Genomic DNA, 25,435 nt, shown 5'->3' on the forward strand with positions numbered 1-25,435 from the left:
CTCGGCAGGGTTCATCAGCAACTCGCCAAAGGTGGTCAGCAGACTTGCAGAGGTGGTCAGCAGACTTGCGGTGGTGGCTGCGGGCTGCGCGGGGGTGGTGGCGGCGGGTCAGCGATTGTCGTCGAGCGTCTCGCCCATACGCTCCCATATCTTGAGAAAGTCGTGGTGGCTCACCTTGTGTACCGCCGTGACCTTGATGCCGGCGGCGTGGAGCGTGTCGTAAGCCTGCTCGCTGATGTAGTCGGCATATACCTCTACCACTCCGCCCTCCTTCATGGCTTGGGCGGCGGTGTGTCCGGCAGCGGCTATGGCTACCTTGGCGTCGAGCAGCAGCTCGGGCTCATTGTCAAGAATGTGATACAGTGTGCGCACGCCGTGACCCTCATAGGTCGCCACGCGACCCTCATGAAGGATGACAAGCGACAGGTGGTCGGCATGCAGTCTGTCTATAAGTTGGTTCATCATAGGGCAGTTTCCTTTCTTCTTTAGGGTTAATAGTGCCGAGCAGACCAAACATATCGGCTTCTTTTGCAAAAATAAGAAGAAAAAACGATACTGCCCTCGTCTTTGGGCAAAAAGTTGCGAATAATTTTTGCCCCATCGGCTGCCGGTGCAGGGGATGGGGCTGGTGGCGTCGCGATGGACGCTGGGGCTGTGACGGAGGGCGCGTGGGCTGTGGTGACGGGCGCTGGGGCTGTGACGGGCGTTGTGGCTGTGGCGACGGTGCTTAGATGGCTACGGCAAACGACAGTCCGGCTGCCAGGGTGCTCATCCACTCGCGCGAACCGCGGCTGTGGGAGGGCAGCAGGTTGTAGTCGACGAAGAAACGGGCATTGTAATGGTCGGTGGCGCGGTAGGTGGCTGAGACGCCGGTACCGAAGGTGGCGCTGTCGCGAGTGCCTATGTCCATGCTCTTGAGTCTGAGCCGTGGGTAATGTACATAGCCCGCCAGCGCCTTGGTGCCTATCTGCCAGCGCGGGGTGAGGGGCAGCGAGAAGTAGGCTCCGGCATAGCCCGAGACGGCATCGAAGGTGTGGTCTTCTGCCACGTTGCCGCAGGTGATAATCTGGGTGTTGGTCACGGTGACGCGTCCGCCCACGCCCACATAGGGTGTGAAGAAGTAGGCACCCTCGACGCCCGCGGTCGAGCCTGCCGAGGTGCGGAACTCGTGCTGCTCGTCGATGTCGTACTTGCTCAGCGGTATGTTCATGCCCACGTAGATGCCGAGGAACGATGGGCGTCGCATCATGTCGAGGGTATAGGCTGTGGAGTGGTGGGTGATGCCGTGGTCGCGGAAGAGGCGGTCGGCCACCCAGTAGCCCAGTTCGGTAGAGATGATGCCGATGCCTGCGCCAGTGAGCACGTCGCTCAGCCAGTGCTTGTTGTTGACCACGCGCATGAGTCCGGTGGTGGTAGCCACCGAGTAGGCTCCGATGCCCACCCACGGGCTCAGATGGCCGTACTCCTTGCTGAGCATGGTGGCGGTCATGAAGGCTGTGGCGGTGTGGCCCGAGGGGAAGGAGTGGTTGTCGCTGCCGTCGGGGCGCTCTACCTTGGACGTGAGTTTGATACTCTCGACCACGCTGCCCATGATGACCGCCGAGAGTGCGCCCGACGCCATCATGCGTCCCCACGAACTACGGCTCTCTACGCCGGCGGTCTTGAGGCCTATCATCACCAGACCCGGCAGAAACTGCATGCCGTCGTCTACATGGTTGCGATACTCGGGCAGATAGTCATGGCGCAGTCCACGGAAGTGGGCATCCTGGCCCTTGACCAGCAGTCCGGCTGCCACGAGGGGCACTCCGATGTAGGTCATCTGGTAGAGTCGGGTCGAGGTGAGGCGGTCTATGCGTGGCATGGGCTGCGCGGTGGAGTCGGGGGCGGTGAGGGTGAGAGCCGGGGTGGCGGCGAGGGTGTCGGGGACGGTCTGGGCAGAGGCTTGGGCGGCTGCCATGAGTGCCACGAGTACAACAAGAGTCCTCAGACGGAGGACCAGAGAGCGATGCTGCATCATACGGGTTATGATCCTAAATGTTGTCTTTCTATAATAACGCTGGATGAGGCTATATATTATAATAAGGTGTGGGTTTCTTTCTGCAGCGGTAGGGAAGGCAGGCGCGGCGGTGGCTGTGGCGTATAAAAAAGCGGTGGAAACAGGCCCTGCTGTCAGGGACACTGTCTCCACCTATGGAACCAAAGGTAAAATGGTCGGTATCAGCGCTTGATGTCGCGCATAGCCTGATGAGCCATCTTCTGGCAGAGCAGAGCCGTCTGGGCATCGACGCTCTCAGGATGATAAGAGTTGCCTACCACCTTGCGGCCGGTAAGAAATTCGCACCAGGTGCAGGCTGCGGTGTAGCGTCCATAAGCCTTGTTGAGGTGGAAGCCGTCGCGGCAGAGCACATCGCCCATCTTTCCGCGCGCCTTCTGCACCGACATGCCCACAGGGATGATGCGGCTTATGCCCACGCGAGGCAGCTGGTCGGCCATGGTAAGGCAGATGTTGTTGTACATCAACTGCTGGTCGTTGCGGTAGAACCGGAATGCGTGGTGGTGGCTGTCCTTGGCGTAGGCCCAGGTCATGTGCCATACTATCTCGACCTGCTTGTTGGGGCAGATGGCGAGCACGTGGTCCTTGAGCCGCTGCAGATTGGCGTAGGTGTAGGGCAGCCCCGAGAAGTGGCTGGCCTGCTGGAGCGAGATGATGTCCCACTGGTCGTCGGCGATGATGTCGTCGAGCGCCACGTGGTGGCGTGTCACGGTCTTGCCTCCGACAATCTTGCGGTAACGATACTCGGGCTTTCCGGTCTGTGCGTTGCTCCAGTGGCGGTCTATCGAGCAGCCGCCGATATAGGCGTTGCCGATGACCAGACTGTCGCCCTGGGCGGCAGCCAACTCGTAGAGGTACTGCTCAATGGCGTCCTCGGAGAAGCTGTTGCCGATGGCGAGCACCTTGATCACTCGGGCTGCGTCGGCAGAGACTACGGCCATCAACAGAAGGATGGCCCACATCAGACGTTTCATGCTATTCTTGATTTTGGTTGTTAAGTTGGTCTTTACGAATGAGAGCGAGCAGATGGTCGACAGCCTGCTCCTCGGGTATGTTTTTCTCGACACACTCCTGGCGTCGGTAGAGCGACACACGGTTGACGCCGGCTCCTACATATCCGTAGTCGGCATCGGCCATCTCTCCGGGTCCGTTGACGATGCAGCCCATGATGCCAATCTTGAGCCCCTTCATGTCGCGGGTGGCCTCCTTGATGCGGGCTATGGTGGCGCGCAGGTCGTAGAGGGTGCGCCCGCAGCCCGGGCAGGAGATATACTCGGTCTTGCTGACGCGCAGACGCGCAGCCTGGAGTATGGCAAAGGCGGTGGCGGCAATGTCGTCGGCGGCGATGGAGCCCTCGTTCATGAGCCAGAGTCCGTCGGTGAGTCCGTCAATCATGAGCGCGCCCATGTCGGCAGCGGCGGCGAGCTGGAAGGCAGCCTTGTCGTCGGTGTGGTACATCTGGGCGAAGACTACAGGATTGGTGACTCCGGCAGCCATCATCTCATGCACCAGCGCACGCTGGTCGCCGGTGGGGTTGGCATGGTGGGTCATAGCCACGACGACCACCTCGGGATGGGCCTTGAGGCAGGCGATATACTCGTCGGCGGGGGTGCCATACTGGAGCACGAGAAACTTGACCCGGCTCGTGTCCATGCCGATGAAGGGCATGGACTGGGTGGGGTATATGGGGCAGACGCGCTCCAGACCTGCCTCGCGCAGGGCGGGCAGGGCGTTGAAGTCGGCGATGTACATCTGCTCGGGGTCTACCTGCCCGGGCATGGTGCTGCCGATGTAGATGTAGTCGGGGCGCTGGTCGGCGTCGGCAGACTGGGGCACCACGCTGGTGATGACCACGGGCACATGGGCGGCGCCGACATTGGCAGCAGCCACGGTGGTGCGGCGCGACGGGTGGAGCCAGTCGAAGCCAGGGGCCTCGGCAGCGGGGATGAGGCGGTGGCCGGCGCGGGCGGTGAAGTGGTCGACCAGCTCTCGGGCCACGGGTATCTCAGCCTCGGGCTCCTCGGAGAGCGACACGCGGATGGTGTCGCCGATGCCGTCGGCAAGGAGGGCTCCGATGCCCACGGCACTCTTGATGCGGCCGTCCTCGCCCTCACCCGCCTCGGTCACTCCGAGGTGGAGAGGGTAGTGCATGTCTTCGCGGTCGAGCTGTGCCACGAGCAGTCGCACAGACTGGACCATCACCACGGTGTTGGACGCCTTGATGGAGATGACCACGTCATCGAAGTGCTCCCTCTTGCAGATGCGCAGGAACTCCATACAACTCTCGACGATACCCTCGGGCGTGTCGCCGTAGCGGTTGCGGATGCGGTCGCTCAACGAACCGTGGTTGACGCCGATGCGTATGGCGGTGTGGTGCTCCCGGCAGATGTTGAGGAAGGGCACGAAGCGGTCTTCTATCTTCTGCAGCTCCTGGGCGTACTCCTCGTCGGTGTACTCCTGATGCACAAACTTGCGGGCGGGGTCGACGTAGTTGCCCGGGTTGATGCGCACCTTCTCGGCATAGAGCGCGGCGACGTCGGCTACATGCGGGTTGAAGTGGATGTCGGCCACGAGCGGCGTCTTGTAGCCGTCGGCGCGTATGCCGGCATTGATGTTCTTGAGGTTCTCGGCTTCGCGCGAGCCCTGTGTGGTAAGACGCACCAGTTCTCCGCCTGCCTCGATGATGCGCTCGGCCTGGGCTACGCTGGAAGCAGTGTCATTGGTGTTGGTGGTGGTCATCGACTGGATGCGGATAGGGTTGTCGCCTCCCATGTCGATGGAACCTATGTGTACCACTGACGACTGGCGTCGGCGGTAGTTGAACAAATCAGTTGCACTTGTACTCATAGTCCTTGATTTCTGCCAGTTCCTTATTGGCCTTCTCTATCTTGGCGCCGAGTCCGGCTTTCCAGTCGGCCACGACCTGTGCCACGCGCTCGTCGCTGAGAGCAATCATCTCGGCGGCAAGTATGGCAGCGTTCTGTGCGGCATTGACTCCTACTGTGGCCACGGGTATGCCTGGGGGCATCTGGATAATGCTCAGCATGGCATCGAGTCCGTCGAGCATGCCCTTGATGGGTACTCCGATGACGGGCAGAGTGGTCGAGGCGGCAATCACTCCGGGCAGGGCTGCCGCCATGCCTGCTGCAGCGATGATGACGCGTATGCCCCGCTCCTTGGCTCCGCGTGCGAATGTCTCTACGGCGTCGGGGGTGCGATGTGCCGAGAGTGCGTTGACCTCAAAGGGAATCTCATGGTCGTTGAGCCACTTGCAGGCTTTCTCCATTACGGGCAGGTCGCTGGTGCTGCCCATGATAATGCTAATGATTGGTTTCATAATATGTATGTTTATGATATGCAGTTCAGATGATAACAATAAAGCCGATTAACAGTCCGATGCCATAGCCGGCAAGCACCTGTCCGAGGGTGTGCTGGTGGAGGATGATGCGGCTGGAGCCCACCATGCCCGAGACGAGCAGGGTGAAGCAGAGCCACCACACGGGGTTGAAGGCAAAGAGCATCGAGAACGCCATGAGCGCTCCCGTGACGCCACCGATGGCGGCGGTATGGGTGGAAATCTTCCACCACACGTTGACGATGGCGCACACTATCTGGATGAGCAGTGCCGCCATGAGGATGCGCGCCATAAAGCTGGGGATGCGCAGCCGCGTCATGAGGTAATAGCAGGCGAAGTAGCAGAAGATGGAAACGGCGTAGGGCACCATGCGGCGCTCCTTGACGCCTATCTGCAGCGGCGTCCAGCCCTGATAACGGTGGTAGAGGTGGATGAGCAGCGTAGGCACGAGGATGGTAAACAGATAGACCATGCCCAGTACCAGCAGCTTGTATGCCCAGGGGAGTAGCCCGAGATAACTGAAAACAAACAGGGCTACCAATCCCACGATGGGAAGGTAGAAAGGAGTGAAGATGGCGCTCATCACGCGCGCCGCAATGATTATCTTTTTCGTGTTCATCGTCTAAGTCGTGCTACGGGAATGCCCAGTCGGTCTCTGTATTTGGCTATGGTGCGCCGCGCCACGGGAAATCCCAGTTCCTTCATCTTCTCTGCCAGTGTGTCGTCGCTCAGTGGGGCGCGCTTGTCTTCCTTGTCGATGAGCTCCTGGAGCGCCACGAGCAGCCGGCGGGTGGATGTCTTCTTGCCATTGCTGCCCACATAGCCGTCGGAGAAGAAGAACTTGAGCGGGTGGATGCCCCACTGGGTCTGCATGTACTTGGCGTTGGCCACGCGGGAGACGGTAGAGATGTCGAGTCCGGTGACGGTGGCGATATCCTTGAGTATCATGGGTCGCAGGTCGCTCTCGTCGCCGTCGAGGAAATACTGTCGCTGCCAGTCGATGATGGCTTGGGTCACCAGAGTGAGCGTCTGTCGCCGCTGCTCTACTGCGCGGATAAATCCGCGTGCCTTGTCTATCTTCTCTTTGGCAAAGAGAATGGCCTCTTTGGCGTTGCGGTTGAGTCCGTCCTTGTTGCGCTTGTAGGTGTCGACCATGTCGAGAAACTCTCGGCTCACGCAGAGCTGCGGGATGTCGCCGTCGTTGAAGGTGAAGCTGATGTGTCCGTCGTCAGAGGTTTCGACGATGATGTCGGGGGTTATCTGCTGCCACTTGCCGTTGGCAGTGCCGTCGTAGGCCACGCCGGGCTTGGGGTTGAGCTTGGACAACTGGGCGCGTAGGGCTTCGGCCTGGACGTCGCTGAGCTGCAGACTCTGCTGTATCTTGTCCCACTGGTTGTGGGTGAAGGCTCTGTAGTACTGTGTGATGACGCGCCGCATGAGCTGCTTGGTCTGCGACTCCTCACGGCGGTTGATCTGGATGAGCAGACACTCCTGCAGCGAGCGTGCGCCTACGCCAGCAGGGTCGAAAGTCTGCAGAATGGCGAGCATACGTTCAATCTCGCTCTCGGCAACGTCGATATTGTTGTAGATGGCGAGCTCGTCGCAGATGGTGCTGATATCCTTGTGGAGCAGGCCGTCGGACTCGAGCGAACCGATGAGGTATTCGAGTATGGCGCGCTCGGTATCGGTGAGCTGTAGCTCCATCATCTGCTCCTTGAGCTGGTCGTAGAACGAGGGGATGTCGGCTTCGTACTGTGCAGGTTCGGCAGAGGCTGTGCCCTGGTGGTATCCGTCGGCGGGCGAGACCTCGTCGTCGTTGTCGCCCAACTGCTCGAGGGCGCTGTCGAGGGCGTCTTTGCGCTCCTGGCGCTCATTCTGCTCGTCAAAGGTCTCTGCGGTGTCGTCGTTGTCGAGCTGGTTGTCGCTATGGGTCAGGTCGTCGGCGTCGTCAACACGCTCGAGGGCGGGGTTGTCGTTGAGCTCGGTGTTGACGTGCTCTGCCATTTCTGCGGCGGGCATCTCAAGCATTTTGACCAGCATCATCTGCTGCTGGGTGAGGCGCTGCTGCTGGATGAGGCGCTGCTGCTGTTCCTGTATTAAACGTTGCTCGTTCATAACCTGAAGTCTGACTTACTTGAAATAGTCCTTCACCTGTGCGGCAAAGGACGCAAGAGGGTTGGGGTCGTCGTTGCCGAAGCGGTTCCATATCGCCTTGCACGCCTCGTAGAGCGCGCCTTCGGTATCGGTAGTTCTATTAAGGTAGGGGTCGAATCCCTGGAATATATCCATCACCTGGCATACCTCGGCGGGGGTGATGCCGATGAGCTGTGCCAGCTCGACGATCTCGGGCGTCTCGGGCACCATGGTGATGGGCACCAGCCTGAAGTAGAGGTCGAGCACCAGCACCAGCGCGAGGGGAATAAGGGTAGTGCCGTCGATGGGCTTGAAGTCGTTCTCCCACGACATGCCGCTCACCTCGACGCCCTGATAGAACTCGCTGGCAAGCCCGAATCCATTCATGCGCCGCAGCAGGTTGACCTCCTTGCGCAACCGAGCGGGGTGGGTTGCGTACTTGTCCCAAAGCTGCTGGATGACCGGGGCGTCAATCTGACGCAGGCGGAACATCTGGGCGCGCAGCACGCGTGGCTCGATATGCAGCTCGAGGGCCAACTGCACCAATCCACGTGAATATAGCGCCTTTACACCTACGGGTTTGCGCAGGTAGAGCTGCATCAGCAGCAACCAGTAGTCGTCCGACCAAGATACATTCTTTGCCATATACCTTATGATTATAAGTGCAAAGTTAGTGTAAACCGCAGAGAAATACAAAATAAAACCCGTTTATTTTCTCTCTTGTTGCGCTGTCGTCGTCATGATGGTTGGCGCGATGGAGATTGCCCCCAGGTGTGAAATCGAGAAAGAAACGGCCCGTGGGGGAAAAAATGGAGCAGATTGTTTTGTATTCTCTGCGGTTTGCATTACCTTTGTAGCAAAGATATATAATATGTATAAGAAGACGATATTAGCTATGGCGCTGCTTGCCATGTCGGTGATCTCGACACAGGCACAGAAGCAACCGGTAGATTATGTCGATCCGTTTATCGGAACGACCAATTTCAGTGTGTGTAACCCTGGCGCCATCCGGCCTCACGGCTTGATGTCTGTGGTTCCGTTCAATGTGATGGGGTCCGACCTCAATGTCTACGACAAGGACGCCCGCTGGTGGTCTACGCCCTATGTGCATGAGAACAAGTACTTCACCGGCTTTGCCCATGTCACCCTGAGCGGTGTGGGCTGCCCCGAGATGGGTTCTCTGCTGCTGATGCCCACGCAGGGCAAGCTGGATGTAGACTACCGCAACTATGGCTCCGAGTACCGTAACGAACAGGCTACGCCGGGCTACTACTCCAACGAGCTCACCAAGTATGGCATCAAGTGTGAGGTCACTGCCACCGACCGCTCTTCCATTGAGCGCTTTACCTTCAAGAAGGGCGAGGCCCATCTGCTCATGAACGTCGGCGACGGCCTCACCAACGAGGTGGGAGGAAGCATCCGCCGGGTTTCGGATACCGAGATAGAAGGCATGCGACTGTTGGGAACATTCTGCTACAACCCTCAAGCCGTGTTCCCCATGTACTTCGTGATGCGCGTGAACAAGGCGCCGCGCGAGGCAGGCTTCTGGAAGAAGCAGCCGCCTATGACCGGCGTCGAGGCACAGTGGGACCCAGACAACGGAAAGTACAAGATATACCGTAACTATAAGCGTGAGCTCGCCGGCAATGAGGTGGGCTACTATTTCAGCTACGACGCCGAAGAGGGCGAGCAGGTTGAGGTTCAGATAGGCGTCAGCTTCGTGTCTATTGCCAACGCCCGCGAAAATCTGGACCACGAGCAGCAAGGTTTCCAGTTTGACAAGGTTCGCGCAGAAGCACGCAAGCGTTGGGCCGAAACCCTCAACACCATTACCGTTGAGGGCGGAACCGAGGCACAGCGCCGCGTGTTCTATACCGCTCTCTACCACACCCAGATACATCCCAATATCCTCCAGGACGTCAACGGCGAATACCCCGAGATGGAGAACGGACGCATAGGACGTACCGACCGCACCCGCTACACGGTCTTCTCGCTCTGGGATACGTATCGCAACCTGCACCAGCTGGAGACTCTGCTCTATCCCGAGCGACAGACCGACATGGTGCGCTCGATGATAGACATGTATAAGGAGTGGGGATGGATGCCGAAGTGGGAGTTGTTCGGACGGGAGACATGGACCATGGAAGGCGATCCGTCGATACCGGTCATTACCGATACCTGGCTCAAAGGTTTGCGCGACTTCGACATCGAGACAGCCTACAAGGCGTTCCGCGCCAGTGCCACGCTGCCCGGCAAGGACAACCGCATGCGTCCCGACATCGACGACTATATCGCCAAAGGCTACGTGCCTCTCGGCGCCTTTGCCCAGGACAACTCGGGAGACAACTCGGTGTCGCACGCCCTCGAATACTATATCGCCGACTATGCCTTGAGCAATCTGGCGACAGCCTTGGGCAAGAAGGACGATGCCGCCCTGTTCTACAAGCGTTCACTCGGCTACAAGAACTATTACGACAAGAAGTTTGGAACCCTGCGTCCACGCCACGCCGACGGCTCTTGGCTCACCCCGTTTGACCCCAAGGACGGCGCCGACTTCTCCAACGCTCCCGGATTCCACGAGGGCTCGGCCTGGAACTACACCTTCTACGTGCCCCACGATGTGAAGGGACTGGCACGCCTCATGGGTGGCGAGAAGGCTTTTGTCAACAAACTGCAGCGGGTGTTTGACGAGAATCTCTATGACCCTGCCAACGAGCCCGATATCGCCTATCCCTACCTGTTCAGCTACTTCAAAGGCCAAGAGTGGCGCACGCAGAAAGAGGTGGCACGCCTGCTCGACAAGTATTACAAGGCCACGCCCGACGGTATTCCCGGCAACGAAGACTGCGGCACCATGTCGTCGTGGGCCATCTTCTCGATGATGGGTCTCTACCCCGACTGCCCCGGCCAGCCCTACTACACCCTCACTACGCCCGTTTTCGACCGTGTGACGCTGCATCTCGACAAGCGTTACTATCCCCAGGGCGACATAGTTATCGAAGCCAACCGCGACCTTGACGGTCAGAAATTTATCAGCAGCATGTCGCTCGGTGGCAAGAAACTCAGCCGCTACCGCATCTCTCACGACGAGCTGACCCGTGGCCGCCACCTGGTCTTCAACCTCAAATAAGAAACTTATCACAAAGTTTGTAGAAACCGGCACCTGCATCAGGGCGATTTCTACAGACTTTATCATTACTACACGTTATCTCTATACCATTATCATGAAACAGAAATCAATGCTATTGGTGGCGCTTCTCGCCACATTCTTGGTTTACGCCAAGGCCGACAACTTCTATGAGCCCTATCGCCAGACAGCGCTGCGCCTGCCTGCCGTTCCGCTCATCACCAATGACCCTTACTTCACCCTCTGGTCGCCCTACGACCACCTCAACGATGGTAACATCACCCACTGGTCGCCCCGACAGAAGCCCCTCGAGGGTCTGTTGCGCGTAGACGGACAGGTATACCGCTTCATGGGAGCCCCGGGCAAGAAGCTGCTCGACGTGGTGGCGCCCAATGCCGAAGACGCCGAATGGGAGGGCCGCTACACCACCGACACTCCTGCCGACGGATGGCAGAAGCCCGGCTTCGACGACACCGCATGGAAGCAGGGCAAGGCCGCCTTTGGCACCAAGGAAAACCTCACCATGCGCACGCTCTGGACCGGCGACGGCAGCAATATCTACATACGCCGCACCGTCACGCTCACTGCCGACCAGCTCGCCCGCGACCTCTATGTCATCTGGTCGCACGATGACGATGGCGCCCTCTTCATCAACGGCACCCAGGTGCGCAGCGAGAAGGGCTATAGAGACGGCGCCCGCATCGCGCTCACTGCCGACATGAAGCGGCTGCTGCACGAGGGCGAAAACCTCATTGCCATGCACGGACACAATGGCACCAAGGGCGCACTGGCCGACTTCGGCCTCTACTGCGACGCTGCCCCCGTGCTCAAGGAGATACGCCAGGCGCGCCAGACCTCTGTCAGCGTGCTCGCCACCAGCACCTACTACACCTTCGAGTGCGGCCCCGTCAAACTCGACGTGGTCTTCACCTCGCCCATGCTCTACGACGACCTCGAGCTGCTTTCCACCCCAGTGGGATACATCTCCTACCGCGTGGCAGCCACCGACGGCAAGACCCACGATGTGCAGTTCTTCATGGGCGCCGACCCCATGGTGGCCAAGTTCAAGAAGCCCCAGCCCACGCGGTCTACCTTTGAGACCCACAATGGCGTGAACTATGTCAAGACAGGCACCATAAACCAAGCCATCCTTGCCACCAAGGGCGACGGAGTGTGCATCGACTGGGGCTACTTCTACATGCCCGCCGTCAATGGTACCGTGAGCCTGGGCGAGAGCACCGCCATGATGACCGCCTTCATACGCAAAGGTGCCCTGCTCGCGACCCAGACCGAGATGATAAGCCGCAAGAGCTACGATGTGCCCACCCTCGCCTATATGCGCAATCTGGGCCAGGTGACCACTGCCGAGAGCTACATGATGATAGGCTACGACGAGATTTTCGACATCGAGTACATGTTCCACCGTTACAAGGGCTACTGGGCACGTGACGGCCGCACCACTATCTTTGACGCCTTCGACCGTTATCATAGAGACTATCAGAATATCATGGAGCGCAGCCGCCTGCTCGACAAGCGCATCTACGACGACGCCCTCGCCGCAGGCAACGTGCACTACGCCGAGCTGCTCTCTGCCTCCTACCGCCATGTCATGGCAGCCCACAAGCTCTTTGAAGACAACGACGGCAACCTGCTCTTCTTCTCCAAGGAGAACGCGTCCAACGGCTGTGTCAACACCGTCGACCTCACCTATCCCTCAGCCCCTCTCTTCCTGATATACAATCCCGAACTGGTCAAGGCCATGATGACCAGCATCTTCGAGTATAGCCGCAGCGGCCGGTGGGACAAGCCCTTTGCCGCCCACGACCTGGGCACCTATCCCATAGCCAACGGCCAGGTATACGGAGCCGACATGCCGCTCGAGGAGGCTGGCAATATGCTCACCCTCGCCGCCGAAATCTCGCGCATCGAGGGCAACACAGCCTACGCCGACCGCTACTGGGACATCATCACCACCTGGGCCGACTATCTGGTAGAACACGGACTCGACCCCGCCAACCAGCTCTGCACCGACGACTTCGCCGGACACTGGGCACACAACGCCAATCTGGCGCTCAAGGCCATCATGGGTGTGGCTGGTTATGCTAAGATGGCAGAGATACGCGGCAATGCCGATGTGGCCAAGCGCTACATGGACAAGGCCCGCGAGATGGGCAAGCAGTGGGAGCAGATGGCGCGCGAGGGCGACCACTACCGGCTCGCCTACGACCGCGAAGACACCTGGAGCCAGAAGTACAACATCGTGTGGGACAAGATGTGGGGCACCCATATCTTCTCGGACAAGGTGATGGACCGCGAGTTCAAGTATTATCTCACCAAGCAGAACAAGTATGGCTTGCCGCTCGACTGTCGTAAGGACTACACCAAGAGCGACTGGATCATGTGGCTCGCGGGTATGGCCCCCAACGCCAAGACCTTTGAGGCGCTCATGGAGCCTGTCTATACCTATGTCAACGAGACGCCCACACGCGTGCCCATCAGTGACTGGCACAACACCAAGACCGGCCGCCAGCAGGGATTTAAGGCCCGCTCGGTTATCGGTGGCTACTGGATGAAAGTGTTGATGGACAAAAACAAGAAGAAATGAAATACACATTCCTATCATTGACCCTATTGGTGGTTTCGGCGATGGCCGGAGCCACCAATGCCGTTGCTGCCCCCGCCAAGGGTAAGCCCGCTGTGGCGGTGACAGCCACCCGCGTCGAGGGGCTCGACCACGCCGAGGGCATAGACTGCCCCCGACCACGCTTCAGCTGGCAGCTTGATGCCTCTGTGCCCAACGTCAAGCAGACGGCTTACCGCATACGCGTGGCATCGTCGCCCCAGCTGCTGCGCAAGGGCAAAGCCGACCTCTGGGACTCTGGCCGTCAGCCGTCTGACCGCCCCCAGGGCGACATAGTTATCGAAGCCAACCGCGACCTTGACGGTCAGAAATTTATCAGCAGCATGTCGCTCGGTGGCAAGAAGCTCAGCCGCTACCGCATCTCTCATGACGAGCTGACCCGTGGCCGCCACCTGGTCTTCAACCTCAAATAAGAAACTTATCACAAAGTTTGTAGAAACCGGCACCTGCATCAGGGCGATTTCTACAGACTTTATCATTACTACACGTTATCTCTATACCATTATCATGAAACAGAAATCAATGCTATTGGTGGCGCTTCTCGCCACATTCTTGGTTTACGCCAAGGCCGACAACTTCTATGAGCCCTATCGCCAGACTGCGCTGCGCCTGCCTGCCGTTCCGCTCATCACCCATGACCCTTACTTCACCCTCTGGTCGCCCTACGACCACCTCAACGACGGTAACATCACCCACTGGTCGCCCCGACAGAAGCCCCTTGAGGGCCTGTTGCGCGTAGACGGACAGGTATACCGCTTCATGGGAACCCCGGGCAAGAAGCTGCTCGACGTGGTGGCGCCCAATGCCGAAGACGCCGAATGGGAGGGCCGCTACACCACCGACACTCCTGCCGACGGATGGCAGAAGCCCGGCTTCGACGACACCGCATGGAAGCAGGGCAAGGCCGCCTTTGGCACCAAGGAAAACCTCACCATGCGCACGCTCTGGACCGGCGACGACAGCAATATCTACATACGCCGCACCGTCACGCTCACTGCCGACCAGCTCGCCCGCGACCTCTATGTCATCTGGTCGCACGACGACGATGGCATCCTCTTCATCAACGGCACCCAGGTGCGCAGCGAGAAGGGCTATAGAGACGGCGCCCGCATCGCGCTCACTGCCGACATGAAGCGGCTGCTGCACGAGGGCGAAAACCTCATTGCCATGCACGGACACAATGGCACCAAGGGCGCACTGGCCGACTTCGGCCTCTACTGCGACGCTGCCCCTGTGCTCAAGGAGATACGCCAGGCGCGCCAGACCTCTGTCAGCGTGCTCGCCACCAGCACCTACTACACCTTCGAGTGCGGCCCCGTCAAGCTCGACGTGGTCTTCACCTCGCCCATGCTCTACGACGACCTCGAGCTGCTTTCCACCCCAGTGGGATACATCTCCTACCGCGTGGCAGCCACCGACGGCAAGACCCACGATGTGCAGTTCTTCATGGGCGCCGACCCCATGGTGGCCAAGTTCAAGAAGCCCCAGCCCACGCGGTCTACCTTTGAGACCCACAATGGCGTGAACTATGTCAAGACAGGCACCATAAACCAAGCCATCCTTGCCACCAAGGGCGACGGAGTGTGCATCGACTGGGGCTACTTCTACATGCCCGCCGTCAATGGTACCGTGAGCCTGGGCGAGAGCACCGCCATGATGACCGCCTTCATACGCAAAGGTGCCCTGCTCGCGACCCAGACCGAGATGATAAGCCGCAAGAGCTACGATGTGCCCACCCTCGCCTATATGCGCAATCTGGGCCAGGTGACCACTGCCGAGAGCTACATGATGATAGGCTACGACGAGATTTTCGACATCGAGTACATGTTCCACCGTTACAAGGGCTACTGGGCACGTGACGGCCGCACCACTATCTTTGACGCCTTCGACCGTTATCATAGAGACTATCAGAATATCATGGAGCGCAGCCGCCTGCTCGACAAGCGCATCTACGACGACGCCCTCGCCGCAGGCAACGTGCACTACGCCGAGCTGCTCTCTGCCTCCTACCGCCATGTCATGGCAGCCCACAAGCTCTTTGAAGACAACGACGGCAACCTGCTCTTCTTCTCCAAGGAGAACGCGTCCAACGGCTGTGTCAACACCGTCGACCTCACCTATCCCTCAGCCCCCCTCTTCCTGATATACAATCCCGAACTGGTCAAGGCCATGATGACCAGCATCTTCGAGTATAGCCGCAGCGGCCGGTGGGACAAGCCCTTTGCCGCCCACGACCTGGGCACCTATCCCATAGCCAACGGCCAGGTATACGGAGCCGACATGCCGCTCGAGGAGGCTGGCAATATGCTCACCCTCGCCGCCGAAATCTCGCGCATCGAGGGCAACACAGCCTACGCCGACCGCTACTGGGACATCATCACCACCTGGGCCGACTATCTGGTAGAACACGGACTCGACCCCGCCAACCAGCTCTGCACCGACGACTTCGCCGGACACTGGGCACACAACGCCAATCTGGCGCTCAAGGCCATCATGGGTGTGGCCGGTTATGCCAAGATGGCAGAGATACGTGGCAATGCCGACGTGGCCAAGCGCTACATGGCCAAGGCCCGCGAGATGGGCAAGCAGTGGGAGCAGATGGCGCGCGAGGGCGACCACTACCGGCTCGCCTACGACCGCGAAGGCACCTGGAGCCAGAAGTACAACATCGTGTGGGACAAGATGTGGGGCACCCATATCTTCTCGGACAAGGTGATGGACCGCGAGTTCAAGTATTATCTCACCAAGCAGAACAAGTATGGCTTGCCGCTCGACTGTCGTAAGGACTACACCAAGAGCGACTGGATCATGTGGCTCGCGGGTATGGCCCCCAACGCCAAGACCTTCGAGGCACTCATGGAGCCTGTCTACACCTATGTCAACGAGACGCCCACACGCGTGCCCATCAGTGACTGGCACAACACCAAGACGGGACGCCAGCAGGGATTTAAGGCCCGCTCGGTTATCGGTGGCTACTGGATGAAAGTGTTGATGGACAACAACAAGAAGAAATGAAATACACATTCCTATCATTGACCCTATTGGTGGCTACGGCGATGTCCGGAGCCACCAATGCCGTTGCTGCCCCCGCCAAGGGCAAGCCCGCTGTGGCGGTGACAGCCACCCGCGTCGAGGGGCTCGACCACGCCGAGGGCATAGACTGCCCCCGACCACGCTTCAGCTGGCAGCTTGATGCCTCTGTGCCCAACGTCAAGCAGACGGCTTACCGCATACGCGTGGCATCGTCGCCACAGCTGCTGCGCAAGGGCAAAGCCGACATCTGGGACTCCGGATGCCAGAACTCTGACCGCCAGCTCTACATCGACTATGCAGGACAGCCGCTCGCCAGCGGCACCCGCTACTACTACCAGATAGAGAGCCAGACCACAGCCGGCAGCGCCGTGAGCCGCGTGGGCAACTGGCTCACTGGCCTGATGGACCGCACCGAGTGGCGTGCCCTGTGGATAGGTGGCAGCTTCGACTCTGATGTCGAGGCGCCCAAGGACCGACGCACCCGCATCAACGCCCGCTATCTGCGCCGCGACTTCAGCATCGCGGGGCGTGTAAGGAGCGCCGTGCTCTACATCAGCGGACTGGGACTCTACGAAGCCTACATCAACGGACACCGCATAGGCACGCAGGTGCTTGCCCCCGGACCCACCAACTACGACCGCGAGGTGATGTACAATACCTTTGATGTGACCCGCGAGGTCAGGCGCGGAGCCAACGCCATAGGCGTGGTGCTGGGCAACGGCCGCTTCATGGCCATGCGCAACCCCGGCATGCGCGGATTTGGACTGCCACGGCTCCTGGCCCAGCTCGTAGTGACCACCACCGACGGCCGCCAGACGGTGATCGCCACCGACACCTCGTGGCGCATGATGGCCGACGGCCCCATACAGACCAACAACGAGTTTGACGGCGAGCGCTACGACGCCACCCGCGAGATGCCGGGCTGGAGCCTCGCCGGATATGACGACAGCCGCTGGCGGCAAGCCGAGCGCGTCAAGACTCCGGCGCCCGTGGTGCGCGCACAGATCAACCCCAACATCGAGGTGATGGACAGCGTGGCGCCACGCTCCATCTACCGTACTGCCGACGGCCGATATATCATGGACATGGGGCAGAACATGGTGGGATGGCTGCGCATCAGACTGCGCGGCGACGAGGGCGACACGCTGCGGCTGCGCTTTGCCGAGCGCATGAAGGACAGCGACTCGCTCTTCATGCTCAATCTGCGCACGGCGCTCGTCACCGACACCTACGTGAGCGCCCACAAGGCTGCTACCTGGGAGCCGAGGTTTACCCTCCACGGCTTCAGGTTTGTCGAGCTGAGCGGCTTCAAGCGACAGCCCTCGCTTGCCGACATCCAGGGGCGGGTGGTCTACGACCGCATGGCCACTACCGGCACCTTCGACACCTCTGACCCCACCATCAACGCCGTGTACCACTGCGCCGTCTGGGGCATACGCGGCAACTACCGCGGCATACCCACCGACTGTCCGCAGCGTGACGAGCGGTTGGGATGGCTCGGCGACCACGCCACAGGGGCTTATGGCGCCAGTTATATCTACGACGCCCACCAGCTCTACGCCAAATGGGTGCGCGACATCACGCTTACGCAGCGTGCCGACAGTGTGGTGAGCGACATCGCACCGCGCTACTGGAGCGTATACAGTGACAATGTGACCTGGCCCATGGCGTGGTACACCGTGGCAGCGATGCTCGACGAGCAGTATGGTGACTCGCAGCCCCTCCGCGAGGCCTATGAGCCGATGAAGAAGTTCATGCTGCACCTCAAAAACCGTTACGATGACCACGGCATCATCACCCGCGATGTCTACGGAGACTGGTGTCTGCCGCCCGAAAGCCCCGAACTCATACACTCCAAGGACTCTACACGCATCACCCGCGGACCCGTGCTCGCCACGGCAGCCTACTACCGGCTGTGCCGGCTCATGGAGCGCTTTGCCGGGATAGCGGGCAAGACCGCTGATGTGGCGCTGTGGCAGGAGATGGGTAGGGAGACGCGCGAGGCGTTCAACCGCCGCTTCTACCATGCCGACAAGGGCTGGTATGACAACAACACGGTGACCGCCAACATCCTGGCGCTGCGCTGGGGGCTGGTGCCCGAGGGCGAGGCCGATAGAGTGTTTGGCCAGGTGGTAGCCAAGATGACCGCCGCCGGCACTCCCCATATCTCTACCGGTGTGCTGGGCACGCAGGAGATCATGCGCGGACTCACCGACTACGGGCGTGGCGACATAGCCTACACCCTCGCCACCAACCGCACCTATCCCAGTTGGGGATTCATGACCGACCACGGAGCCACCACCATCTGGGAACTGTGGAACGGCGACACCGCCAACCCACGCATGAACTCGGGCAACCATATCATGCTCCTGGGCGACCTCGTCATCTGGTACTACCAGTATCTGGCGGGCATTGGTCAGACCAACGACAGCCGCGGCTACAGCCACATACGTCTGCAGCCCCGCATCCCAGAGGGTCTGAGCCATGTCAATGCCACCCACCGCTCGCCCTATGGTCTCATAGAGAGCCGCTGGCGTAGAGACGGCAATATGCTGCACTGGCAGTTTACCATCCCTGCCAATACTACTGCCGAAGTGTGCATCCCCCAGCGTGGAGGCACCTACGACACGCGCCACTATGGTTCGGGCACCTATGAGGTAAGCACCGCCATCAGGTAGGGCGATAGACCGTCAAAGGGGGCACAAGCTCAATAACCACAATTACCCCAAAATCGGTCATTAGGGCTTGCTTAGAGAAGATAACATTGATTGACAATATGATAATGAAATAGAATAATATGACGAAGAAGGAATCTCTTCAACTATTTGAAGAAAAGAAGGTGCGCACTGTATGGGACGATAAGGAGGAAAAATGGTATTTCTCCATTGTGGATGTATGCGGTGTGCTGACTGACAGCAAAGATGCCAATGCTTATTGGAGAAAGCTGAAGCAGAGGCTCAAAAAAGAAGGTAATGAAACCGTGACAAATTGTCACGGGTTAAAACTTCGTGCCTCAGACGGCAAATTGCGCATGACTGACGTTGCCGACACTGAGCAACTCTTCCGCATTATCCAGTCGATTCCTTCACCGAAGGCAGAGCCTTTCAAGGTATGGATGGCACAGGTGGCAAGCACTCGTTTGGAACAGATGCAGGATCCTGAAAAGAGCATAGACCAAGCCATTGTTGACTACAAACGTTTGGGATATTCCGATGCTTGGATAAACCAGCGTATTAAGTCTATAGAAATCAGAAAAGAACTCACCGATGAATGGGCACGCACTGGTGTACAGCAAGGCCTGCAATATGCTTCTCTTACCGACATCATTACCCAAGAGTGGAGCGGAATGACGACCAAACAGTACAAGAGTTTCAAAGGCTTGAAGAAGGAAAGCCTGCGCGACAATATGACCAACATGGAGATAGCTCTCAATATGCTTGCCGAGGCATCTGCCACGGAGTTGTCCAAACAGCGCAACCCTAATGGATTCCATCAGCAGAAGCAAGTTGCTAAGGATGGTGGCAGCGTGGCGAAAGCGGCACGCACGCAGTTGGAGTCAAAGCTGGGACACGGAGTGATAACACAGGCTAAAGCCAGTGATTATCTGCCAAATATAGAAGATAACGATGAATAAGAATATTTTTGCTGTCCGCTAAAACTCTAAAGAGCACAAATACCTCGCCCGGAGTCCTCTGAAAATGGGATTTCGGGCTTGTTTCTTCAAAAAGTAAGCCCCACTCTAATCAAAACTTGGAGAATGTTATTGATTGAGTGTAAAAAGCGTTAGGTTATGACCACAAATAATCAACCTCTAATGACCGATTTCCTCTATAAATAGTATATTTTTATCCTACTGGTGTAAAAGGGGTTTTATATATGTTTGGGTTTATAGTGGGTTGTTGTCTTGCGCTGCTGCAGCGTTGCGCTTGCGTCTCAGCTCTTCGACCGAGTCGGTAAGGTTGACGATGCCTGTGGTGGGGTCGAGCCTCAGATTGTATTCCTCGTGGCTGCGCTTCCAGCGGTTGTGGGTCCAGAGATAGCACTCGGGCTGCCGGCGTATCGACGCCTCAAGCAGCTGGAAGTAGCGGTCGGTGAGCTGCCACTCGGTGGTCTGCTCGGGATGGTCGGTGATAGGCACGAAGTGGGCCTCGTAGTATCCGCGTCGTATGCGGCGCACGTCGATGTAGAAGACTGCCTGCCGGGTGCCTCGCATTATCTTCTCGGTGCCCGTGAGCACAGGCGTATCGTGGTGGAGGAAGTCGAGCCAGTGGTGGATGTTGTTCCAGAAGGGTATCTGGTCGGATATATATCCCATGATGATAGGCTGGTGCTCGGCACGGTAGCGCGCGATGCGTCTCAGGGTCTCTGCCATAGGTATGCTCTCAGACCCGAAGCGCGAGCGCAGATGGAGGAAGAGGCGGTCGAACTCCTTATTCTCCAGTACATGGTATATCTGTGTGCACTGTGCTGCCTGTGTCACCCACAAGGGTAGTGAGGTAATCCACTCCCAGTTGCAGAAATGTCCGAGATAGATGCCCACGGACTGTCCGCGCTCGATGGCCTCGTTGACCTTGTCTGTTCCGGTGAAGCGCATGTGGCGCATCATCCATCGGCGGTTGACGGAGAGGAGCTTGATGGTCTCGACCAGATAGTCGCAGAACCATGAGTAGAAGCCCCGTTCTATGGCGCGGCGCTGTGTCTCGGACTTCTCGGGGAACGACTCTGCCAGATGGCGGCGCACGAGTCGCTTGCGGTAGCCCACAACGTGGTAGACGAGCAGATAGAAGAAATCTGACACGATGTAGAGCACCCGTAGCGGGAGCAGCGAGAGCAGGTAGAGCAGACTGAAGATGAACTTGTATAAGATACGCATCATAGTGGTAGTCGTGGGGTTAAACCTGCTGCATGTCGTGCAGCTTCTTGTAATAGCCGTCTATCTGGAGCAGCTCGTCGTGGGTACCCCGCTCTACGATACGGCCCTCGTGGAGCACGCAGATTTCGTCGCTGCTCTTGATGGTAGAGAGTCGGTGGGCTACGGCGATGGTTGTGCGCGTCTTCATGAGTCGCTCCAGCGCCTCCTGAACCAGTCGCTCGCTCTCGGTGTCGAGCGCCGAGGTGGCCTCGTCGAGGATGAGTATGGGCGGGTTCTTGAGTATGGCGCGGGCTATGCTGACGCGCTGTCGCTGTCCGCCGCTGAGTCGTCCGCCGCGGTCGCCGATGTTGGTATCGAAGCCGTGCTCAGACTCGGTGATGAACTCATAGGCATTGGCTATGCGTGCGGCGCGCTCTACCTCTTCCTTGGTGGCGTTGCTCACGCCGAAGGTGATGTTGTTGTAGAACGAGTCGTTGAAGAGGATGGCCTCCTGGTTGACATTGCCGATGAGCTGTCGCAGGTCGTGTATGCCCAGGTCCTTGACATTGATGCCGTCGATGAGCACCTCGCCCTCCTGCACATCGTAGTAACGGGGGATGAGGTCGAGCAGGGTAGACTTGCCCGAGCCGCTCTGTCCCACGATCGCGATGGTCTTGCCCTTGGGTATGACGAGGTTGATGTCGCGCAGCACCCACTGCTGGTCGTAGCGGAAGGACACGTGGCGGAACTCAATCTGGTGCTCCAGCCCGCTGATGTGTACGGGGTCGCTCTTCTCGCGGATGTCGATTTCGGCATTGAGTATGCGGTCGATGCGCTCCATGCTGGCCAGACCCTTGGGGATATTGTAGCTGGCGCGCGAGAACTCCTTGAGCGGATTGATGATGGAGTAGAGGATGACGAGGTAGTAGATGAATGTGGGGCCCGTCATGACGTGGCTGCGCAGTACCATGATGCCGCCAAACCACAGCACGATGACTATCATGAGTGTGCCCAGGAACTCGCTCATGGGGTGGGCGGCCTGCTGGCGCACCTGCACGCGGGCGAGGTTGTCACGGTAGCTGGAGTTGGTGCGGTCGAAACGCTGGTTCATCTTCTCCTCGGCGCAGAAGGCCTTGATGATGCGCAGTCCGCCGAGGGTCTCCTCGACCTGGCTCATGGTGTCGCTCCATAGCGCCTGGACTTTGATGCTGCTGGCCTTGAGCTTGCGTCCCACCACGCCCATAAACCATCCGAAGAGGGGCACGAAGCAGAGGGTGAAGAGGGTGAGCTTCCACGAGATGAAGAGCAGGGCGCAGAAGTAGAAGAGTATAAGGATAGGGTTCTTGATGAGCATGTCTATCCAGGCCATGATGCTGTTCTCAATCTCCTGCACGTCGCCGCTCATGCGGGCGATGATGTCGCCCTTGCGCTCTTCGCTGAAGAAGCCGAGCGACAGCGAGGTTATCTTCTTGTACAGCGAGTTGCGGATGTCGCGCACCACGCCTGTACGCATAGGTATGATGGCTGCCGAAGACAGGAAGTAGGCTGCCGTCTTGAGGAAGGTCATGAAGGTGAGAATCAGACCTATCAGCAGCAGAGTGGTCACGGGGTTGGTGATGCTGATCAGTTCGCGCACGTAGTAGTCGGCATTGTTGGACAGCACGTCCTTGATGTTACCGCTGCCCCAATCCATGAGGTGGGTGGCTGTGGCATGTCCCTTGACGTCGAAGAGTATCTGCAGGATGGGGATGATGGCTGCAAACGAGAAGATGTTGAGTATGGCTGCCAGGATATTGAATATCACCGAGCCTACCAGATAACGCTTATAGGGCGGTACGAACCGTCTGATAATTTGTAAAAACTCTTTCATAATTACAAAGGTATGTCATTTATGAATATAAAACAACAAAAGGGGTAATGTTTTTTACGCCTCGGCGTGTATTTCTTCGCCGAAGAGTGTGGCGCTGGTGCTGCCGGTGATGCGCACGCGTATGGTTTCGCCCACGTGGTGGGTGCCCTTGTCCACAACTACCGCCTTGTTTTGCGGGGTGCGTCCCATGAGCTGTTCGCGGCTGCGCTTGCTCACGCTCTCGAGCAGCACGTCGAACTCGCGGCCTACATCCTTGCGGTTCTGCTCGGCGCTGACCTCGGTCTGGAGCTGTATGAGCTGGTTGAGTCGGGCAATTTTGACCTCCTCGGGCACATTGTCGGGCAGATGCTTGGAGGCGTAGGTGCCGGGGCGCTCGGAGTACTTGAACATGAAGGCGCTGTCGAAGCCCACCTCGCGTACGAGCGAGAGGGTGAGCTCGTGGTCTTCCTCGGTCTCGTCGTGGTAGCCCACAAAGAGGTCGGTGGATATGCCGCAGTCGGGTATGATGCGCCGTATGGCGGCTATGCGCTCCAGATAGTCCTCGCGGGTGTACTTGCGGTTCATCAGATGGAGTATTTTGTTGGAGCCGCTCTGTGCCGGGAAGTGTATGTGGTGGCAGAGATTGGGCTCCTCGGCGATGGCGTAGAGTATGTCGTCGGTCATATCCTCGGGGTTGGAGGTGGTAAAGCGCACGCGCATATCGGGCACCGAGCGCGCCACAAGCCGCAGCAGCTGGGCGAAGGATGTGGAGCCCTCCTCGCGCTTGCCGGCGGGCGAGAGTCCATAGGAATTGACATTCTGGCCGAGCAGCGTCACCTCGCGGAAGCCCCGGTCGCGCAGGTCGGCAACCTCGCGCAGGATGCTGTCGACATCGCGTGAGCGCTCGCGGCCTCGGGTGTAGGGCACGATGCAGTAGTGGCAGAAGTTGTTGCATCCGCGCATGATGCTGACAAATCCGCTGATGTGGGCGAGGCCTATACGCTGTGGGATTACATCCCGGTAGGTCTCGGTCTTGCTCAGGGCGATGTCGATGGCATTGTGGCCGTTCTCGCACTGCGCCATCATGTCGGGCAGATTGAGATAGCTGTCGGGTCCGCATACCAGATTGGCGTGGTGGTGGTCAATGAGTTCGTCCTTGACGCGCTCTGCCATACATCCCAGTACACCCAGGATGAGATTGCGGCCCTTCTTCTGCTCGGCATGGAGGGTCTCGAGGCGGTTGTATATCTTGTTTTCGGCGTTCTCGCGTATGCTACAGGTGTTGAGGAAAATGGCGTCGGCGTCGGCCTCATTGTCACACAGGTCATAGCCCGCCATCTTCATGATGGAAGCCACCACCTCAGAGTCTGCCACGTTCATCTGGCATCCGTAGGTCTCTATATACAGTTGTTTCATTATCTTGAATATTCTATAGGTTTTCTATCTGTGTCTGCGTTCAATCATGCCGCGCGAAACGGCCATGAACAGGGCGAAGAAGAGGGCTCCCGTGGCCAGACCTGCCAGTGCGTCGATGGCGTAGTGGGCCTGGATGTAGACCGTGGCGAGGCAGAGGAACACGTAGAGCGGCAGCAGGCATATCAGGTGCTTGCGGCTGCGCACATGCCACAACAGGAGCATGCACACGGTGGATATGCCCACATGAGAGCTGGGGAAGGCTGCCGTGGGGCGTTCTCCGGCGGCTTTGGCGTCTTCGACCATCTGGTAGAAGATGCCGTCGGTATAGCCCGGAGTGGCGAGGCAGTCGGTGTGGGTGCTGAAGTAGTGGCCCAGGTTGGGGAACACGCCTTCGGCGATATGGCGCAGACCTACCGCCTTATAATAAAAGGTGGGGCCTACGACCGGCACCAGGTCGAAGATGACATAAAAGGCCATAAACGATGCCATGATGACGAAGATGCAACGCTGGAACTCGGCATAGTGGCGGAGGAAATAGACCAGAGCCACGCAGGCTATCATGGGGTAATAGGCGGCGTAGCCCATGCTCATCAGCTCGGAGATGACGGGCGAGGAGAACTTCTCGGCAAACACCAGCGCGGGCTGGAAACCAAACAGCGCCTGCTCCCACTGGGCAAAGACGTGGTCCAGATTGGGCAGCACGCGGTTGAGCTCATAGGTATCGGGATACCACCATGCCAGCAGCGCCATCTGTCCCACAACTCGGGCAAACATAGTGGCACGGCAGGGCACGATGCGATAGACTGTCCACAGGGCAGCCATCATCGCCACCACGCGCATGCGGCCCCAAATCATCGAGTCGGGGTTGGCGAGCTTGGTATAGGTAAACAGGATAAAGAGCAGGGTAAACACCAGATAGCCCAGCACCACCCACTCCATCGCCAGGAGTCCGCGGCGCGGCTGTTTCTCTATGCGG

The 25,435-nt window shown here is 58.7% G+C and carries 18 protein-coding genes; 6 read left to right on the plus strand and 12 right to left on the minus strand.

Translation table 11 applies throughout. The features are described from left to right. Positions 1 to 108: 108 nt before the first annotated feature. From CIK92_RS10265 to CIK92_RS10300, 8 genes are all read right to left on the minus strand, one after another. Positions 109 to 465: a DUF1893 domain-containing protein gene (locus CIK92_RS10265; protein WP_094386778.1), complete on the minus strand. Its 357-nt coding sequence runs from the start codon at positions 463 to 465 to the stop codon at positions 109 to 111. Between the two features lie 262 nt (positions 466 to 727). Continuing rightward, positions 728 to 2,017, minus strand: coding sequence for a phosphatase PAP2 family protein (locus CIK92_RS10270; protein ID WP_254046060.1), 1,290 nt, complete (start codon positions 2,015 to 2,017; stop codon positions 728 to 730). A gap of 200 nt (positions 2,018 to 2,217) precedes the next feature. Next, entirely contained in the window at positions 2,218 to 3,027 is an 810-nt protein-coding gene (locus CIK92_RS10275) for a DUF4886 domain-containing protein (RefSeq protein WP_094389005.1), read from the minus strand. Position 3,028: 1 nt separating this feature from the next. Further along, the gene (locus CIK92_RS10280; RefSeq protein ID WP_094389006.1) at positions 3,029 to 4,900 is read right to left on the minus strand and encodes a 4-hydroxy-3-methylbut-2-en-1-yl diphosphate synthase; all 1,872 of its coding nucleotides are present in this window, start codon (positions 4,898 to 4,900) and stop codon (positions 3,029 to 3,031) included. Next, complete coding sequence (gene purE, locus CIK92_RS10285) at positions 4,881 to 5,390, minus strand: 5-(carboxyamino)imidazole ribonucleotide mutase (protein WP_094389007.1); 510 nt, start codon at positions 5,388 to 5,390, stop codon at positions 4,881 to 4,883. The genes CIK92_RS10280 and purE overlap by 20 nt, the downstream gene beginning before the upstream one ends. A 25-nt stretch (positions 5,391 to 5,415) precedes the next feature. Beyond that, positions 5,416 to 6,027, minus strand: coding sequence for a phosphatase PAP2 family protein (locus CIK92_RS10290; RefSeq protein ID WP_022310468.1), 612 nt, complete (start codon positions 6,025 to 6,027; stop codon positions 5,416 to 5,418). Further along, a complete protein-coding gene (gene rpoN, locus CIK92_RS10295) occupies positions 6,024 to 7,523 on the minus strand; it encodes an RNA polymerase factor sigma-54 (RefSeq protein WP_094386774.1) in 1,500 nt (499 codons plus the stop codon). The genes CIK92_RS10290 and rpoN overlap by 4 nt, the downstream gene beginning before the upstream one ends. 15 nt (positions 7,524 to 7,538) lie before the next feature. After that, complete coding sequence (locus tag CIK92_RS10300; protein ID WP_094386773.1) at positions 7,539 to 8,186, minus strand: hypothetical protein; 648 nt, start codon at positions 8,184 to 8,186, stop codon at positions 7,539 to 7,541. 250 nt (positions 8,187 to 8,436) lie between these two features. Here CIK92_RS10300 and CIK92_RS10305 point away from each other — a divergent pair, with 250 nt between their 5' ends. The 6 genes from CIK92_RS10305 to CIK92_RS10330 all read left to right on the plus strand — a co-directional run bounded on the left by CIK92_RS10305 (position 8,437) and on the right by CIK92_RS10330 (position 19,976). Next, positions 8,437 to 10,671: a GH92 family glycosyl hydrolase gene (locus CIK92_RS10305; protein ID WP_254046062.1), complete on the plus strand. Its 2,235-nt coding sequence runs from the start codon at positions 8,437 to 8,439 to the stop codon at positions 10,669 to 10,671. A 94-nt stretch (positions 10,672 to 10,765) separates the two neighbouring features. Beyond that, the gene (locus tag CIK92_RS10310) at positions 10,766 to 13,273 is read left to right on the plus strand and encodes a glutaminase domain-containing protein (protein WP_094389008.1); all 2,508 of its coding nucleotides are present in this window, start codon (positions 10,766 to 10,768) and stop codon (positions 13,271 to 13,273) included. Further along, on the plus strand, positions 13,270 to 13,722 hold the full coding sequence (locus CIK92_RS10315) for a glycoside hydrolase family 92 protein (RefSeq protein ID WP_144289399.1): 453 nt from the start codon (positions 13,270 to 13,272) through the stop codon (positions 13,720 to 13,722). Before CIK92_RS10310 ends, CIK92_RS10315 begins: the two co-directional genes overlap by 4 nt. 94 nt (positions 13,723 to 13,816) lie before the next feature. Beyond that, on the plus strand, positions 13,817 to 16,324 hold the full coding sequence (locus tag CIK92_RS10320; RefSeq protein ID WP_094389010.1) for a glutaminase domain-containing protein: 2,508 nt from the start codon (positions 13,817 to 13,819) through the stop codon (positions 16,322 to 16,324). Next, on the plus strand, positions 16,321 to 19,020 hold the full coding sequence (locus CIK92_RS10325) for an alpha-L-rhamnosidase (RefSeq protein WP_094389011.1): 2,700 nt from the start codon (positions 16,321 to 16,323) through the stop codon (positions 19,018 to 19,020). The genes CIK92_RS10320 and CIK92_RS10325 overlap by 4 nt, the downstream gene beginning before the upstream one ends. Before the next feature lie 119 nt (positions 19,021 to 19,139). Beyond that, entirely contained in the window at positions 19,140 to 19,976 is an 837-nt protein-coding gene (locus CIK92_RS10330; RefSeq protein ID WP_094386769.1) for a Bro-N domain-containing protein, read from the plus strand. Positions 19,977 to 20,228: 252 nt separating this feature from the next. On the opposite strand, the gene CIK92_RS10335 is transcribed toward CIK92_RS10330, so the two are convergent. From CIK92_RS10335 to CIK92_RS10350, 4 genes are read right to left on the minus strand one after another with little or no spacing between them, the layout of a single operon-like run. After that, positions 20,229 to 21,218: a lysophospholipid acyltransferase family protein gene (locus CIK92_RS10335; protein WP_371594192.1), complete on the minus strand. Its 990-nt coding sequence runs from the start codon at positions 21,216 to 21,218 to the stop codon at positions 20,229 to 20,231. Positions 21,219 to 21,234: 16 nt separating this feature from the next. Continuing rightward, positions 21,235 to 23,064, minus strand: coding sequence for an ABC transporter ATP-binding protein (locus CIK92_RS10340; RefSeq protein ID WP_094386768.1), 1,830 nt, complete (start codon positions 23,062 to 23,064; stop codon positions 21,235 to 21,237). 54 nt (positions 23,065 to 23,118) lie between these two features. Then, on the minus strand, positions 23,119 to 24,459 hold the full coding sequence (miaB, locus tag CIK92_RS10345; RefSeq protein ID WP_094389012.1) for a tRNA (N6-isopentenyl adenosine(37)-C2)-methylthiotransferase MiaB: 1,341 nt from the start codon (positions 24,457 to 24,459) through the stop codon (positions 23,119 to 23,121). Positions 24,460 to 24,483: 24 nt separating this feature from the next. Continuing rightward, entirely contained in the window at positions 24,484 to 25,398 is a 915-nt protein-coding gene (locus CIK92_RS10350) for a phosphatase PAP2 family protein (RefSeq protein ID WP_094389013.1), read from the minus strand. Positions 25,399 to 25,435 lie beyond the last annotated feature (37 nt).

This window comes from Prevotella sp. P4-67, from assembly GCF_002251325.1.
Lineage (GTDB): Bacteria > Bacteroidota > Bacteroidia > Bacteroidales > Bacteroidaceae > Prevotella.

Excerpts from the sequence above, each read along its gene's own strand:
- CIK92_RS10265 (WP_094386778.1), bottom strand. The coding sequence starts at position 465 with ATGATGAACCAACTTATAGACAGACTGCATGCCGACCACCTGTCGCTT.
- CIK92_RS10270 (WP_254046060.1), bottom strand. The coding sequence starts at position 2,017 with ATGATGCAGCATCGCTCTCTGGTCCTCCGTCTGAGGACTCTTGTTGTA.
- CIK92_RS10275 (WP_094389005.1), bottom strand. The coding sequence starts at position 3,027 with ATGAAACGTCTGATGTGGGCCATCCTTCTGTTGATGGCCGTAGTCTCT.
- CIK92_RS10280 (WP_094389006.1), bottom strand. The coding sequence starts at position 4,900 with ATGAGTACAAGTGCAACTGATTTGTTCAACTACCGCCGACGCCAGTCG.
- purE (WP_094389007.1), bottom strand. The coding sequence starts at position 5,390 with ATGAAACCAATCATTAGCATTATCATGGGCAGCACCAGCGACCTGCCC.
- CIK92_RS10290 (WP_022310468.1), bottom strand. The coding sequence starts at position 6,027 with ATGAACACGAAAAAGATAATCATTGCGGCGCGCGTGATGAGCGCCATC.
- rpoN (WP_094386774.1), bottom strand. The coding sequence starts at position 7,523 with ATGAACGAGCAACGTTTAATACAGGAACAGCAGCAGCGCCTCATCCAG.
- CIK92_RS10300 (WP_094386773.1), bottom strand. The coding sequence starts at position 8,186 with ATGGCAAAGAATGTATCTTGGTCGGACGACTACTGGTTGCTGCTGATG.
- CIK92_RS10305 (WP_254046062.1), top strand. The coding sequence starts at position 8,437 with ATGGCGCTGCTTGCCATGTCGGTGATCTCGACACAGGCACAGAAGCAA.
- CIK92_RS10310 (WP_094389008.1), top strand. The coding sequence starts at position 10,766 with ATGAAACAGAAATCAATGCTATTGGTGGCGCTTCTCGCCACATTCTTG.
- CIK92_RS10315 (WP_144289399.1), top strand. The coding sequence starts at position 13,270 with ATGAAATACACATTCCTATCATTGACCCTATTGGTGGTTTCGGCGATG.
- CIK92_RS10320 (WP_094389010.1), top strand. The coding sequence starts at position 13,817 with ATGAAACAGAAATCAATGCTATTGGTGGCGCTTCTCGCCACATTCTTG.
- CIK92_RS10325 (WP_094389011.1), top strand. The coding sequence starts at position 16,321 with ATGAAATACACATTCCTATCATTGACCCTATTGGTGGCTACGGCGATG.
- CIK92_RS10330 (WP_094386769.1), top strand. The coding sequence starts at position 19,140 with ATGACGAAGAAGGAATCTCTTCAACTATTTGAAGAAAAGAAGGTGCGC.
- CIK92_RS10335 (WP_371594192.1), bottom strand. The coding sequence starts at position 21,218 with ATGATGCGTATCTTATACAAGTTCATCTTCAGTCTGCTCTACCTGCTC.
- CIK92_RS10340 (WP_094386768.1), bottom strand. The coding sequence starts at position 23,064 with ATGAAAGAGTTTTTACAAATTATCAGACGGTTCGTACCGCCCTATAAG.
- miaB (WP_094389012.1), bottom strand. The coding sequence starts at position 24,459 with ATGAAACAACTGTATATAGAGACCTACGGATGCCAGATGAACGTGGCA.
- CIK92_RS10350 (WP_094389013.1), bottom strand. The coding sequence starts at position 25,398 with ATGGAGTGGGTGGTGCTGGGCTATCTGGTGTTTACCCTGCTCTTTATC.